Below are 15155 nucleotides of genomic sequence, written 5' to 3' on the forward strand. Positions count from 1 at the left end.
GAGAACGGACCATGGGCTCGCCCGACACCTCCATCGACTACCCCGTGTGCCTTCGCCTGAGCGGCAAGCGTGTGCTGCTGATCGGCGCGGGGACGATCGCCGAGGGGCGTGCGCTCCAGCTCCTCGAGTCCGGCGCGCGGCTGCGCATGATCGCGCCTCAGGCCACCGAGACGCTGCGCCGCCTCGCCACCGAGGGAACGCTGGAGCTGCTGGAGCGCCCGTATGAGCCGGGGGATGTGGCCGGCCACGCGCTCGTGTTCGTCGCCACGGATGATCGCCGGGTGAGCGAGGCGGTCGCCGCGGAGACACGGTCCCTCGGCATCTGGCTGAACGCCGCGGACGAGCCTGACCTGTGCGACTTCACGCTGCCCTCGGTGGGCCGCCGGGGTTCCATCACCGTGGCCGTCTCCACGAACGGGCAAGCCCCCGCGCTGGCGAGAAGCCTGCGGCGGCGGCTCGTGGAGCAGATCTCCCTCCACCACGTGCAGCTCGCCCGGCTCAGCGGGTGGCTCCGGGAGCGGCTGCCTCGGAGCGCCGCTCGCGGCCGGCTGCTGAAGCTGCTGGTGGAGGACGACATTGGCGGACGGCTGGCCCGAGGCCAGCGCCGGGAAGCCTGGTCCCGGCTCCGCGCGGAGCTTGAAGCCTTGGGAGAGCAGACACCATGAGTCGACGTGCCAAGGGATGTGTGTACCTGGTGGGAGCCGGCCCGGGAGATCCGGGCCTGCTGACGCTCCGAGCGGCGCAACTGCTCGCGAGCGCGGACACCGTGGTGCATGACCGCCTCATCCACCCTGGAGTGCTGGAGCACGCGCGTCCGCATGCTCGCCTCATCTATGTGGGCAAGGAGGGTGGCGGGGACTCGGTGCGGCAGGAGGACATCCACACGCTGCTCATCGGTCAGGCCCGGCTGGGCCGCTCGGTGGTGCGGCTCAAGGGCGGCGATCCGTTCGTCTTCGGCCGAGGCGGTGAGGAGGCGCTGGCGCTCGAGGAGGCGGGAGTCCCCTACGAGGTGGTGCCGGGCGTCTCCAGTATCGCGGCCGTGCCCGCCGCGGCGGCCATTCCCATCACCCACCGGGGGCTGTCGAGCACGGTGACGTTCGCCACCGCGCACCTCGCCAGCGACACCCCGGACTGGGAGCATCTGGCGCGGGCGGAGACGCTGGTCCTCTTCATGGCGGGCCAGCGGCTGGAGGAGGCCACTGGGGCCCTCATCGGCGCGGGGAAGGCGCCGGGCACGCTCGCCGCCGCCGTGGAGGCAGGCACCTGGGAGCACCAGCACGTGGTGGAAGGGACGCTGGCGGACATCGCCTCGCGCGTCCGAGCGGCCGAGCTGGGCTCTCCCACGCTCCTGATCATCGGCGCGGTGGTGTCCCTGAGATCGCGGCTGCAGTCATTGGTGGCGCAGTCCCACCCCGCGAAGTTCTGGCGGTCGCAGCGCGCGGAGGGCGGTCATGAGTGAGTCCACGTCGGCACGGCTGTCCCACCTCTCGGTGCTCGAGGCGGAGAGCATCCACATCCTCCGCGAGACGGTGGCGGAGTTCGCCAACCCGGTGATGCTGTACAGCATCGGCAAGGACTCGCAGGTGCTGCTGCACCTGGCGCGCAAGGCGTTCCACCCGGCGCCGCTGCCCTTCCCGCTGCTCCACGTGGACACGACGTGGAAGTTCCGGGACATGTACGCGTTCCGGGATCGCTTCACCTCGCAGCATGGCTTCCGGCTATTGGTGCACCAGAACCGCAAGGCGCTGGCCGAGGGCGTCAACCCGTTCGACTACACGAGCCAGAAGTACACGCATGCGATGAAGACGCAGGCGCTGCTGGAGGCGATTGCCCTGCACGGCTTCGACGCGGCGTTTGGCGGGGCGCGGCGGGACGAGGAGAAGTCGCGCGCCAAGGAGCGGGTGTTCTCGTTCCGAGACAGGCACGGCCAGTGGGAGCCGCGCAAGCAGCGCCCCGAGCTGTGGAACCTCTACAACGGCCGCATCGACGCGGGCGAGAGCATGCGCGTCTTCCCGCTCTCCAACTGGACCGAGCTGGACGTGTGGCACTACATCCTCAAGGAGCGGATCCCCGTGGTGCCGCTCTACTTCGCGGCCGAGCGGCCGGTGGTGGAGCGCAGCGGCAACCTCATCATGGTGGACGATGAGCGGATGCGGCTGAAGCCGGGCGAGCAGCCGGTGATGAAGCGGGTGCGGTTCCGGACGCTGGGCTGCTACCCGCTGAGCGGCGCCATCGAGTCCTCCGCCACCTCGGTGGAGGCGGTCATCGACGAGATGGTGCACGCCCGCCAGTCCGAACGGCAGGGGCGGCTCATCGACTACGACGAAGAGGGCTCGATGGAGCTCAAGAAGCGCGAGGGCTACTTCTAATGGACACGGCACTCCAACCCACGGGCAACATCCAGGAGTTCCTGGCCGAGCACGCTCGCAAGGAGCTGCTGCGGCTGGTGGTGGTGGGCTCGGTGGACGACGGGAAGTCCACGCTCATCGGCCGCCTGCTCTACGAGTGTGACGGGCTGTTCGAGGATCAGATCTCCGCGGTCCGCAAGGCCACGGCCAAGCGCGCGGCGGCCAACGAGGGCGCTACCCGCACCACGGAGCTGCTGGCGAAGGGGCTCCAGGCGGCGGCCAGCGCGGAGCTGCCGAAGGAGGAGGAGATCGACTTCTCGCTCTTCACCGACGGCCTGCGCGCCGAGCGCGAGCAGGGCATCACCATCGACGTGGCGTACCGGTACTTCTCCACGCCGCGCCGCAAGGTGATCGTCGCGGACACGCCGGGACACCTGCAGTACACGCGCAACATGGCCACGGGCGCCTCCACGGCGGACGCGGCGGTCATCCTCGTGGACGCGCGGCTGGGCGTGCTGGCACAGACGCGGAGGCATGCGTACATCGCCTCGCTGCTGGGCATCCCGTACCTGGCCGTAGCGGTGAACAAGATGGACCTGGTGGACTTCGACCGGACCATCTTCGAGCGCATCGGCAGCGAGCTGGCAGAGTTCGCGCGGACGCTCGGGTTCACGCAGGTGCGGCTGTTCCCCGTGAGCGCGAGCAAGGGAGACAACATCACGCGCCCGAGCGCCCGAACGCCCTGGCATGATGGCGGCACGCTGCTGGGCTGGCTGGAGTCCCTGCCCCACCAGCGCCGGCAGGACGAGGCTCCGTTCCGCTTCCCTGTGCAGTACGTGCTCCGTCCGCACCTGGACTACCGCGGGTTCGCCGGGCAGATCGCCTCGGGCACCGTGCGCGTGGGGGACGAGGTGGTGGTGCTGCCCTCGCAGCGCCGGACGCAGATCGCTGGCGTCGACACCTTCGAGGGAGAGCTGAAGGAAGTCAGCGCGCCGTTCTCCGTCACGCTGCGGCTGAAGGACGAGGTGGATATCAGCCGTGGGGATGTGATTGCCCACCTGGCCCAGCCGCCCACGGCGCTCAACCGTCTGGATGCGATGCTGGTGTGGTTCGGCGAGCAGCCGCTGGATGGGGCTCGGCGCTACCTGGTGAAGCACTCCACGCGCACCGTCCCCGCGACGCTGGAGCAGATTCTCTGGCGCAAGGACCTGGAGAACCTCACCGAGGTCCCCTCGGAGACGCTGTCGCTCAACGACATCGGCAAAGTGCGGCTGGTGTGCAAGCGCCCGCTGCTGTGCGATCCCTACCGCGACAACCGGAACACGGGCGCCTTCATCGTCATCGACGCGCTCACCCACGACACGGTCGCGGCGGGGATGATCCTCGGGCCGGCGGGCCCGGAGGACGGACGGGCCTCGGAGGGCTCGCTCATCACGGCGAAGGAGCGGCGCGAGCGGCTGGGGCAGACCGGCGGCGTCCTCTTGCTGCCGGAGACGCCAGACGCCGAGGCGCGAGCGCTCCAGCTGGAGCGCCGCCTGTTTGATCAGGGCCGGCACGTCTCGGTGGTCCGAGGTGACACGGAGGTGGCGCTGACGTTGGCGGAGGCTGGGCTCATCGCGATCCTCCACACCGTGGCGCCCCAGGCCCGCCGGGCGCTGAGAGATCAGCTCCGAGACGCGGGACTGGGCGGGCTCGACCTGGAGTCTTCGGGCGATCTCGACCGCTGGGTGCGGCAGATCCAAGAAGCGCAGGAGAAGGCTCCATGAGTTCGCTTCCCGCCAAGGGGGGGCCGAGACCCGCCGGTGCTCCCTCCGGCGTCTCCCCCTTCGTAAACGCGCTGCTGGGCGAGGAGCGCAGTGCCCTCCTCCAGCGAGTGGTGGAGGGCCTCCCGTCCGAGACACTCCACTGGCTGAGCGGCTACCTCGCGGGGCTCGCCGCGCAGCGTCCCGCGCAGGAGTCGGCACCCACGGCGGTGCCTCAAGCCGCTCCGGAGCAGTGGCTGACCATCATCTACGGCACGCAGACGGGCAACAGCCTGCTGCTGGCCGAGCGCCTCAAGCATCAGGCGGAGGCCTCGGGCATCACGGTGCGGCTCTTCCGAGCGAGCGACTATCCGGTACGCGAACTCCAGAGAGAGCGCGTGCTCTACGTGGTCATCAGCACCCAGGGTGATGGGGATCCGCCGGACGACTCGCGAGGCTTCGTCGAGTTCATCCTCGGCAAGCGAGCCCCCAAACTGGAGCAACTCCGCTTCTCGGTGCTGGGGCTCGGGGATACGAGCTACCCCAAGTTCTGCGAGGTCAGCCGCAAGCTCGACGCGCGCTTCGCGGAGCTGGGCGGCTCGCGGCTGCTGGACCGGGCCGACTGTGATGTGGACTTCGAGCCCGTGGCGCAGGGCTGGCTCGATCAGGCGGTGGGCCGCGCCGGTGAGCAGCTCACGGCCCGAGCCACCACAGCGGTGGTGACCCCGCTGCGCACGGCCCCGCCCGCGCCGAAGCACGGCAAAGAGGCTCCCTTCGCGGCGGAGATCCTCGCCAACCAGCGCATCACCGGGCGGGGTGCGCTCAAGGATGTGCGGCACATCGAGCTGTCACTCGGGGATTCTGCGCTGAGCTATGAGCCCGGGGACTCACTCGGCGTGTGGCCGACGAACTCCCCCGAGCTCGTCGCCGAATTCCTGTCTACGCTCTCGGCCAACGGCTCCACGGAGATCCGCCGGGATGGCCGCACCCTGCCGCTGAAACAGTGGCTCGCGGAAGAGCTGGAGCTCACCAAGCTGAGCAAGCCGGTCCTGGAGCGTCACGCCGCGCTCTCGGGCAGCGCTGAGCTGAAGCGCATGCTCACGCCGGAGGGCGCCGAGTCGTTCCGCGCGCTGCTCAAGAGCCACCAGGTTATCGACGTGCTCCGGAGCTGGCCCGCGCCGTGGACCGCCGAGGAGCTGGTCCGCACCCTGCGGAAGCTGACCCCCCGGAGCTACTCGATCGCATCCAGCCAGAAGCGGGTGGGAGCGGAGGCCCACCTGACGGTGGCGGTGGTGGACTACACCGCGTTCGGGACTCGCCACACGGGGACGGCCTCGTACTACCTGGCCACGCGCAACGGAGAGACAGACCGCGTGCGCGTCTTCATCGAGCCCAACGAGCGATTCCGCGTCCCGAAGGATTCGGAGCGCGACATCATCATGATCGGCCCAGGCACGGGCGTGGCGCCCTTCCGCGCCTTCGCACAGGAGCGCGCCGAGACGGGCGCGCGTGGCCGGAACTGGCTCTTCTTCGGCGAGCAGCACTTCCGCACGCAGTTCCTCTACCAGACGGAGTGGCAGGAGGCGCTGAAGAAGGGAGAGCTGCATCGAATCTCCCTCGCCTTCTCGCGCGACCAGGCAGAGAAGATCTACGTGCAGCAGCGCCTGCGCGAGGCGGGCAAGGATCTCTACGCCTGGCTGGAGGGCGGCGCCCACCTCTACGTCTGCGGCGATGCCCAGCGGATGGCGCCGGACGTCCACGAGGCCCTCATCGACGTCATCTCCACCCACGGAGGCCGCAGCCGCGAGGACGCGGAGGCCTGGCTCTCCACCCTGCGCGACGAGCAGCGCTACCAGCGCGACGTGTACTGACAGGAGCACCGCCATGAGCACCCCCAAGCCCCCGGCCCTCTCCGAGGTGGAGCAGATCAAGGCGAAGAGCCAGCGCCTGCGCGGGACCCTGGCCGAGAGCCTGGTGGATCCCGTGACGGGAGGACTGGCCACGCCCGACACACAGCTGCTCAAGTTCCACGGCAGCTACCAGCAGGACGATCGGGATCTGCGCGAGGAGCGCCGGCAGCAGAAGCTGGAGCCCGCCTACAACTTCATGATCCGCACCCGCCTGCCGGGTGGGGTGGTGACACCGGCGCAGTGGCTCGCGCTGGACGCGCTCTCGCAGAAGTACGCCAACGGGACGCTGCGGCTCACCACGCGGCAGGCCTTCCAGCTGCACGGCGTCCTCAAAGGGGACCTCAAGCCCACCATCGCCAGCATCAACGCGGCGCTCCTGGACACCATCTCGGCCTGCGGAGACGTCAACCGCAACGTGATGAGCAACCCCAACCCGGTGGACTCGCGCGTGCACGAAGAGGTGTACCGCTGGACGGTGCGCCTGTCCGAGCACCTGCTGCCGAAGACGCGCGCCTACTACGAGGTGTGGCTGGACAAGGAGAAGGTGGCGGGCAGCGGCGAGGAGGAGGAACCCATCCTCGGCTCCACCTACCTGCCTCGGAAGTTCAAGGCCGCCATCGCGGTGCCGCCCCTCAACGACGTGGATGTGTACTCGCAGGACCTGGGCTTCATCGCCATCTACGAGGGGGACAAGCTCACCGGGTTCAACGTCACGGTCGGCGGAGGCATGGGCGCCACGCACGGCGAGGCCGCCACCTTCCCGCGCCTGGGAGATCTGATCGGCTTCGTCACGCCCGAGCAGCTCCTGGTGACGGCGGAGAACGTGGTCAGAGTCCAGCGCGACTTCGGGGACCGCGCCAACCGCAAGCACGCGCGGTTGAAGTACACCATCGAGGATCGCGGCATCGCCTGGTTCATCGCCGAGCTGGAGAAGCGGCTCGGCTTCTCGCTGCAGCCCGCGCGCCCCTTCACGTTCGAGCACAACGGAGACCTGTTCGGTTGGAAGCAGGGCCATGACGGGCGCTGGCACCTGACGCTGCGCCTCGAGAGTGGCCGGGTGGCGGACCTGCCCGGCGCGAAGCTGCTCACGGGGCTGCGGGAGATCGCCAAGGTGCACAAGGGCGACTTCCGGCTGACGCCCAACCAGAACCTCATCATCGCCGGAGTCGCTCCCGAAGCCCGAGCGCAGATCGACACGCTGGTGGCGGCCCACGGTCTGGATGGCTTCCAGCGTTCGAGCCCCCTGCGCCTCAACGCGCTCGCCTGCGTGGCCCTGCCCACGTGCGGCCTGGCCATGGCCGAGGCCGAGCGCTACCTGCCCGACATCGTGGGCAAGCTCGAGGAGCGGCTGGCGGCCCACGGCCTCCAGAACGAGAAGCTCCTCCTGAGAATCACGGGATGTCCCAACGGCTGCGCACGCCCCTACCTGGCGGAGATCGCGCTCGTGGGCAAGGCCCCCGGCCGCTACAACCTCTACCTGGGTGGGGACGTGCGCGGCCAGCGTCTCAATCGCCTGTATCGCGAGAACATCGATGAAGCGGGCATCCTCGGGGTGCTCGAACCGCTGTTCGCCGCATACGCGAGTGAGCGTCGCCCCGGCGAGGGCTTCGGTGATTTCACCGTGCGCGCCGGCCACGTCTCTTCTCCTTCCACTCCTTCTTCTTCTCTTCCGAGCTGACGCATGTCCTCCACACCTTCTGGAAGCCGCTCCCTCTCGTGGCTGCTGAACTCCGCTGTGCTGCTCCTCCTGCCGGGCCTGCTGGTCGCGATGAGTGCGTGCACGAAACCCGGCTCCGCTTCAACCGAGCCGCTCACCCTGCTCAACGTCTCCTACGATCCGACGAGGGAGTTCTACGAGGAGTTCAACACCGCCTTCGCCAAGAACTGGGAGGCCACCCAGGGCACGAAGATCTCCATCAAGCAGTCGCACGGCGGCTCGGGGAAGCAGGCGCGCGCCGTCATCGACGGGCTGGACGCGGACGTGGTCACCCTCGCGCTGGCGTATGACGTGGACATGCTCCACGACAAGGGGAGCCTGATCCCGGAGACCTGGCAGTCCCGGCTGCCGAACAACAGCTCACCGTACACCTCCGCCATCGTCTTCGTGGTGCGCAAGGGCAACCCCAAGGGCATCAAGGACTGGGAGGATCTCGTTCAGCCCGGTATCTCGGTCATCACCCCCAACCCGAAGACCTCGGGCGGAGCGCGCTGGAACTACCTGGCCGCTTGGGGGCACTCGCTCCGCAAGGGGGGCGGCGACGAGGCCAAGGCCCGTGAGTTCGTCGCGAGCCTCTACCGCAACGTCCCCGTGCTGGACTCGGGCGCCCGCGGCTCCACCACCACCTTCGCCGAGCGCGGCCTCGGGGATGTGCTCATCGCCTGGGAGAACGAGGCGCTCCTGCTCACCGACGAGGTGGGCAAGGGCAAGTTCGAGATCGTCGTCCCCTCCGACACCATCCTCGCCGAGCCGCCCGTGACGATCGTGGACAAGAACGTGGATCGAAAGGGCACTCGGGCGGCGGCGGAGGCGTATCTGAAGTACCTCTACTCCGACGAGGGCCAGGAGCTCGCCGCGAAGCACCACTACCGCCCGCGCTCCGAGGCCATCGCCGCGAAGTACGCCAGCCACTTCCCCAGCGTGCGCCTCTTCACCGTGGACGAAGTCTTCGGCGGCTGGAAGAAGGCGCAGAAGGCGCACTTCGATGACGGTGGGGTGTTCGATCTGATCTACGCCCCGAAGGCCCAGTGAGCGGAACCCTGGCCATGGCTCCTCGTGCTCGCCGTCGCATCCTCCCCGGCTTCGGATTGTCGCTGGGGCTGAGCTGGCTCTACCTGGGCCTGATCGTGCTCCTGCCGCTGTCGGGGTTGTTCCTCAAGACGTTCACCCTGTCGTGGGAGCACTTCTGGCAGGCCGTGGCCTCTCCGCGAGCGCTCGCCGCGTATCGGCTCACCTTCGGCGCGGCCGTGGTGGCGGCGCTGGTCAACGCCGTGTTCGGCCTGCTCGTGGCGTGGGTGCTGGTCCGCTACCGCTTCCCGGGCAAGAGCCTCGTGGACGCGCTGGTGGACCTGCCGTTCGCCCTGCCCACGGCCGTCGCGGGACTGACGCTCACCAGCCTTTACTCCACCCATGGCTGGTACGGGCGTTACCTCGAGGCCGCGGGAATCCAGGTGGCGTTCACCTCGCTGGGAGTGGTGGTGGCGCTCACCTTCATTGGACTGCCCTTCGTGGTGCGCACCGTGCAGCCAGTGCTCGAGGACATCGACGCGGACGTGGAGGAGGCCGCCGCCACGCTGGGAGCCACGCCCTGGCAGGCCTTCACTCGCGTCATCTTCCCCAACATCCTGCCGGCGCTGCTGAGCGGCTTCACCCTGGCGTTGGCTCGGGCCATCGGCGAGTACGGCTCGGTGGTCTTCATCTCCGGCAACATGCCCATGCGCACGGAGATCGCTCCGCTGCTCATCGTCACCCACCTGGAGCAGTACGACTACGCGGGCGCGACGGCCATCGCCGTCGTCATGCTCACGGCCTCGTTCGCGCTGCTGCTGGCCATCAACCTGCTCCAGCGCTGGACCCAGCGCCGGTTCGAAGTCCGGCCCGGATAGCCTGCCATGCACGTCTCCACGCTCCTGGTCCAACGAAGGACCCACGCCAGCTCCCAGTCAGCGCTCGCGCGCGGGCTGTTGATCGGCGCCGCCCTGCTCTTCCTGGGCCTGTTCCTCGTCGTCCCGCTGGTGGCGGTCTTCACCTTCGCGCTCCAAAAGGGCCTGGGGGCGTACCTGTCGGCCCTCGCGCAGCCCGAGTCGTGGGCGGCGATCCGTCTGACGCTGACGGCGGCGCTCATCGCCGTTCCGCTCAACCTGGTGTTCGGGCTGGCTGCCTCATGGCTCATCGCCCGGTTCCGGTTCTTCGGGAGGGATCTGCTCATCACCCTGATCGATCTGCCCTTCAGCGTCTCGCCGGTGATCGCGGGGTTGATCTTCGTGCTGATGTTCGGGCGGCAGGGGTGGCTGGGGCCGTGGCTGGAGGCGCATGATCTCCACATCATCTTCGCCGTGCCGGGCATCGTGCTGGCGACGATCTTCGTGACGTTCCCCTTCGTGGCGCGAGAGGTGCTGCCAGTGATGCAGGCCCAGGGCAGCGACGAGGAGGAGGCAGCCCTCACGCTGGGAGCGAGCGGCTGGACCATGTTCGTGCGCGTGACGCTGCCCAAGGTGAAGTGGGGCGTGCTCTACGGCGTCATCCTCTGCAACGCGCGAGCGATGGGCGAGTTCGGCGCGGTCTCGGTGGTCTCCGGGCACGTGCGAGGGGTGACCACGACGCTGCCGCTGCACGCGGAGATTCTCTACAACGAATACGACTTCGTCGGAGCCTTCGCCGCGGCCTCGCTGCTGACGATGCTCGCGCTCGTCACGCTGGTCATCAAGAAGTACGTGGAATGGAGGGCGCACGCGTCATGAGCGTCGTCGTCGAGAAGCTGACCAAGCGCTTCGCGGCTGGAGGCACGCCTGCGGTCTCGGATGTGTCCTTCCACGCGCCGGCCGGGGCCATCACCACGCTGCTGGGTCCATCGGGAGCCGGCAAGTCCACGCTGCTGCGCCTCATCGCGGGGCTGGAGTCTCCAGACTCGGGGACCCTCCAGATCGATGGAGTGGACTGCACGACGCTGCCGGTGCAGAAGCGCGGCATCGGGGTGGTCTTCCAGAGCTACGCGCTCTTCCGGCACCTGACGGTGCGGGAGAACATCGCCTTCGGGCTGACGATCCGCCGGCTCTCGCAGGCCGAGGCCGACGCCCGCGTCGACGAGATGCTCAAGCTGGTGCAGCTCGAGGAGCTGGGGCACCGCTACCCGGGCCAGCTCTCGGGCGGACAGCGGCAGCGAGTGGCCTTCGCGCGGGCCCTGGCCATCCGGCCCAAGCTGCTGCTGCTGGACGAGCCCTTTGGGGCGCTCGACACCCGGGTCCGAGTGGAGCTGCGGGAGTGGCTCCACGAGTTGCATGTGCGGACCGGAGTGACGACGCTGCTGGTGACGCACGATCAAGAGGAGGCGCTGGAGATCTCACAGCACGTGGTGATCATGTCCGAGGGCCGGGTCGCCCAGGCCGGCTCACCCGCGGAGATCTACGATCGGCCCGCCACGCCCTTCGTGGCCTCGTTCGTCGGAGGCACGAGTGTTCTGAAGGGCCACGTGAGAGAGGGCCGGGCCCAGGTGGGCTCGCTGATCGTGGACGCGCCCGAGAGCGCCCGGGAGGGCGAGGCCGTGCACGCGTTCGTCCGGCCCCACGACATCAAGCTGGTGAAGACCTCCAACGGCCACGGGGTGAACGGCACCAACGTGCTCAAAGGCAGCAACGGGGTGAACGTCGGCTCTTCGGGGCGTGTGGAGCGGCTCAAGCCAGTGGGTGGCTACGTGAAGGTCCTGCTCAAGCTGCCCACGGGAGACACGGTCACCGTCGAGGTGCCTCGCAGCGAGTTCGACCAGCTCGGCGTGGTGGAGGGAGACTCGGTCCAGGCTGACGTGCGGACCGCCCGCGTGTTCGTGGGGGACTTCTCCATCTGATTCCAGCAGCGTCGCGTCTTTGTCGCGCGGGGCGCCAGGCCTCGCGGGAGAGGCTCACTCGCTCGCCAGGAGATCCGACAAGCGCGTGGCCGTCAGCGCGCTATTGAACCACTGGTCAAGGGTGGCCAGGTCCGTGCACGTCAGGATGTGCTTGCGAGCCTTTTCGTCCACGGCAATACCGCGCGCTGAGAGGATGCGCAGCACATCCTCGGCACGTCCCTCGGCACGCCCCTCGAGCCGCCCCTGCAGGCGCCCTTCCTCTCTCAGCTCTTCCCCCATGGTCCGCATCAGTTCCTCCGTGCGCTGCGCGCCCACGACGGATTTTAGCACCCGCCACATGGGCTCGCGCGCCGCTGGCTCCCCTACTTCCAACAGGTAATGGACAACCGCGCGCAGTTCTTCAAGCCCTCCGGGGGCGGCGTAGACCTGCGCGAACACCTCTGTCCAACCTGTCAGCCGCGAGACAAGCTCCCCGGCTCGCCCATAGCGCAACACCCGAAAGGCCAGCCGCGCCAGCGCCGGTCCAGGGCGTCCATTGAGCGCCTCCTCGCGTTCGGCTGTCAGGTCATCGAGCAGGTACTCGAAACGCGGCACCAGCTTCTGCCAGCGCTCCCCCTCTGGTGGCAAGGCGAAGAGGTCCTCCACCCGGCGCGGGGCCGTCCATGCTCCCTCGGGCCCGTGATACATCACCACGGGAACCACCATGGGCAGCGCCTCGCTCTCCGGGTGCTCCTGGCGCCAGTGCTCCAATTGGCGCACCACGTAGCGCAGCATCCTCAGCGCCATCCAGCGGTCCACCGAGGACTGATGCTCCAGAAGGAAATAGAACAGCAGCGACTGTCCGCCGTGGAGCTGCGCCGAGAACAGTAGATCGCTCTGGCTCTCCCTCAGTTCCGGGTCCACCACAGTGCTGGGCTCCCGGCGGAGGCTGCTCCAGTCCACCTGGGCCACCAGTTCTGGCGGGAGTGCTGCTCGCAGTTCGGCCGCCGCTCGCTCGGGGTGGCCAAAGGTGAAGCGCGCGAAGAGATCATGAGGCCCAGGCATGGCCAACAGTTCCCAGCACAGAGCATGCCAACTCACCCGCACAGCCCATCGCCACCCAGGCAGGGGCCGTTGCTCACGCTCCTGGGAGGAGTGCAGAGCTCATCATCACTCCGGAGAGGCTCGCTGGATGGACTGCCAGTCCAGCAAGCGAGACTGCGAGCCGCGCCGCCACCAGCGCCATGCTCGGTCACGAGGGACAAGCCCACCTCGCCTGCTCCGAGCATGGCGGAAGCCGAATCAGACCTGGAACACTCGATCCAGCGGGAGCTCACGGACGCGCTGTCCCGTGAGCGCGAAAACAGCGTTGGCGATGGCCGGAGCGATGGGCGGCATACCCGGCTCGCCGATGCCTCCCGGCGCTCCGTCACTCGGAATGATGTCGACGTGAATCTTCCGAGGCGCCTGGCCAATACGCACCAGCTTGAAGTCGCGGAAGTTCGACTGCTGGGTCACTCCGCCCTTCATCGTGATGGCGCCGTGCAGCGCGGCGCTCATTCCGAAGATGACCGAGCCCTCCATCTGCGAACGGACCCGGTCCGTGTTGACGACCGTGCCCGCATCCACCACCACCCAGGCCTCATCGACCGAGAGCTTGCCGTTCGGGCTGCGAACGACTGACGCCACCACCGCCACGTAGGTCAGGAAGCTCCGGTGCGCCGCCAACCCCAGCGCCCGGCCGTCCTTCTTGCGATCGCTCCACCGAGCCAGCTCCGTGACGCGCTCGATGACGCGCCGCATGCGGCCAGTGTCAACCGGGTGCTGCTCCAGGGAAGCGCCATAGTTCTGGAGCTTCTCGATGCCGAGCTCCTTCAGCGTCACCACGCGCGCCGGCCCGAGCAGCTCCAACCTCACGTCGCGCGGGTCCTCGCCTCGCGCCTGGGCGATCTCGTCGATGAACGAGTTGACCGAGAACGAATGGAAGATGTTGTAGACGGACCGCAGCCAGCCGATCCGCACGTAGGCATTCGCCTCGCACGCCTCCGCGCGGACGTTGGGCACCGCGAGCGGCAGGTCCAGCACTCCCTGCTGCAGATCCCCCGCCGAGGGCTTGTTCACGGGCGCGAAGGTGGAGCCGATCGGCGGGAACGCCGTGCGGTGCCGCCAGGCGATGACCTTGCCGTGCTCGTCCAGGCCCGCGCTCAGGCGCTGAGCGCTGACCGAGTGATAGTAGTCGTGCTGGACATCGTCCTCGCGCGTCCACTGCACGCGCACCGGCACGCCCGCCTCCTTCGCGAGCCAGGCCGCCTCGGAGACAAAGTCCGCCTTCGACTTGCGCCCGAAGGCGCCGCCCAGGAAAGTGACGTGGACCTGGACCTTGTCCTCGGAGATCCCCAGCACACGAGCCGCCTCGCTGCGCGCGGCCTGCGGGTTCTGCGTGGGAGCCCACACCTCGCAGGTGCCGTTCTCGAAGCGAGCGACCGCGACGGGCGGCTCCATCGGCGCATGCGACAGGTGCGGAGTGTGGTACTCGGCCTCGATGACGCGCGCGGCCTTGGCGAGCGCCCCCTCGACATCTCCGACGTTGCGGACTGGCGTGCCCGGAGCCCGGATGGAGGCCAGCAGCGTCTGGTGGTACGCCTCGGAGTCATACGTCGCGTTCGCGCCAGCGTCCCACGTGATGTCGAGCGCGGCCCGGCCTCGCATCGCCGCCCAGGTGTTCTCCGCGAGAACGGCGACGCCGCCCCAGGGCTGGAACACGTACGGCGGCTTCGGCTCCGGAAGCGCGATGACGCGCTTCACGCCCGAAATGGCGAGCGCACGGCTGTCATCGTGCCGCGTCACCCGGCCGCCCACCACCGGAGGGCGCGCGATCACCGCCGTGAGCATGCCGGGCAGCTGGATGTCGGCGCCGAACTTCGCCTTGCCCGTGACATAGGCGGGGGCATCGAGGAGCGGCAACGCCTGTCCCACGTGCCGAAGCTCAGCCCTGGGGCGGAGCTTGACCTCCGCGGGCTTGGGGACCGCAAGCTTGCCCGCCTCGAGCGCGAGCTCTCCAAAGCCAAGCGTTTGCTTGCTGCCGCGGTGGGCCACGGCGTGACCGTGCGCCTCGCAGTCCTCCGGCGCCACCTTCCAGCGCTTCGCCGCGGCCGCCACCAGCATCGTGCGAGCCGTGGCCCCCACGCGGCGCATGTCCTCGTAGATGGTGCGGATGCTGCTGGAGCCGTCGGTGTTCTGATCGCCGTAGGCCTTGTCACCGTCGGCCTGGACGATCTTCACCCGCGCCATGTCCGCGCCGAGCTCGTCCGCGATCAGCACGGGCAGCGAGCTTCGAATGCCCTGCCCCATCTCGGAGCGGTGGCAGACGATCGTCACCAGCCCATCCGGAGCCACGTGCACGAAGACATTCGGGTTCAGACCCGGAGCGGAGTTCTCCTCGGCCTGCGAGCTCGTCTTCGGCTTGGGGCCTGGAGCCGCTGACGGCTCGTTCGTGAGCTTCTGCGCCTCGCTCTCACTGGGGAAGAAGCCGAGGGCCAGGCCTCCGACGGACAGGTTCAGCCCGGCGAGGAAGGAACGCCGGGCGATCAACGTGGGTCGTTCGCTCATGGTGTCCTC

General features: G+C 68.7%; 12 protein-coding genes. 10 read left to right on the plus strand and 2 right to left on the minus strand.

Annotated elements, in window-relative coordinates:
- Window positions 1–11: 11 nt before the first annotated feature.
- The 10 genes from ACJ8AT_RS06870 (at window position 12) to ACJ8AT_RS06915 (ending at window position 11558) form a co-directional block, all read left to right on the plus strand.
- On the plus strand, window positions 12–665 hold the full coding sequence (locus ACJ8AT_RS06870) for a bifunctional precorrin-2 dehydrogenase/sirohydrochlorin ferrochelatase (protein ID WP_407736816.1): 654 nt from the start codon (window positions 12–14) through the stop codon (window positions 663–665).
- Entirely contained in the window at window positions 662–1459 is a 798-nt protein-coding gene (gene cobA, locus ACJ8AT_RS06875; protein ID WP_407736817.1) for a uroporphyrinogen-III C-methyltransferase, read from the plus strand. Before ACJ8AT_RS06870 ends, cobA begins: the two co-directional genes overlap by 4 nt.
- On the plus strand, window positions 1452–2369 hold the full coding sequence (gene cysD / locus ACJ8AT_RS06880; protein ID WP_407736818.1) for a sulfate adenylyltransferase subunit CysD: 918 nt from the start codon (window positions 1452–1454) through the stop codon (window positions 2367–2369). Before cobA ends, cysD begins: the two co-directional genes overlap by 8 nt.
- Complete coding sequence (locus ACJ8AT_RS06885; RefSeq protein ID WP_407736819.1) at window positions 2369–4114, plus strand: GTP-binding protein; 1746 nt, start codon at window positions 2369–2371, stop codon at window positions 4112–4114. Before cysD ends, ACJ8AT_RS06885 begins: the two co-directional genes overlap by 1 nt.
- Entirely contained in the window at window positions 4111–5961 is a 1851-nt protein-coding gene (locus ACJ8AT_RS06890) for an assimilatory sulfite reductase (NADPH) flavoprotein subunit (protein WP_407736820.1), read from the plus strand. The genes ACJ8AT_RS06885 and ACJ8AT_RS06890 overlap by 4 nt, the downstream gene beginning before the upstream one ends.
- Before the next feature lie 13 nt (window positions 5962–5974).
- Complete coding sequence (cysI, locus tag ACJ8AT_RS06895) at window positions 5975–7678, plus strand: assimilatory sulfite reductase (NADPH) hemoprotein subunit (protein WP_407736821.1); 1704 nt, start codon at window positions 5975–5977, stop codon at window positions 7676–7678.
- Between the two features lie 90 nt (window positions 7679–7768).
- Window positions 7769–8749 carry a sulfate ABC transporter substrate-binding protein gene (locus ACJ8AT_RS06900; RefSeq protein WP_407736913.1) on the plus strand — a complete coding sequence of 327 codons (981 nt, stop codon included), beginning with the start codon at window positions 7769–7771 and terminating at the stop codon, window positions 8747–8749.
- A gap of 14 nt (window positions 8750–8763) precedes the next feature.
- Entirely contained in the window at window positions 8764–9603 is an 840-nt protein-coding gene (gene cysT / locus ACJ8AT_RS06905) for a sulfate ABC transporter permease subunit CysT (protein ID WP_407736822.1), read from the plus strand.
- A 6-nt stretch (window positions 9604–9609) separates the two neighbouring features.
- Entirely contained in the window at window positions 9610–10458 is an 849-nt protein-coding gene (gene cysW / locus ACJ8AT_RS06910; RefSeq protein WP_407736823.1) for a sulfate ABC transporter permease subunit CysW, read from the plus strand.
- Window positions 10455–11558: a sulfate/molybdate ABC transporter ATP-binding protein gene (locus tag ACJ8AT_RS06915; protein ID WP_407736824.1), complete on the plus strand. Its 1104-nt coding sequence runs from the start codon at window positions 10455–10457 to the stop codon at window positions 11556–11558. Before cysW ends, ACJ8AT_RS06915 begins: the two co-directional genes overlap by 4 nt.
- Window positions 11559–11612: 54 nt before the next feature.
- On the opposite strand, the gene ACJ8AT_RS06920 is transcribed toward ACJ8AT_RS06915, so the two are convergent.
- Together ACJ8AT_RS06920 and ACJ8AT_RS06925 are read right to left on the minus strand one after the other, a co-directional pair.
- A complete protein-coding gene (locus tag ACJ8AT_RS06920; RefSeq protein WP_407736825.1) occupies window positions 11613–12602 on the minus strand; it encodes an Rpn family recombination-promoting nuclease/putative transposase in 990 nt (329 codons plus the stop codon).
- A 237-nt stretch (window positions 12603–12839) separates the two neighbouring features.
- Complete coding sequence (locus tag ACJ8AT_RS06925) at window positions 12840–15146, minus strand: molybdopterin cofactor-binding domain-containing protein (protein ID WP_407736826.1); 2307 nt, start codon at window positions 15144–15146, stop codon at window positions 12840–12842.
- Window positions 15147–15155 lie beyond the last annotated feature (9 nt).

Source organism: Hyalangium sp. (assembly GCF_045802625.1).
GTDB lineage: Bacteria > Myxococcota > Myxococcia > Myxococcales > Myxococcaceae > Hyalangium.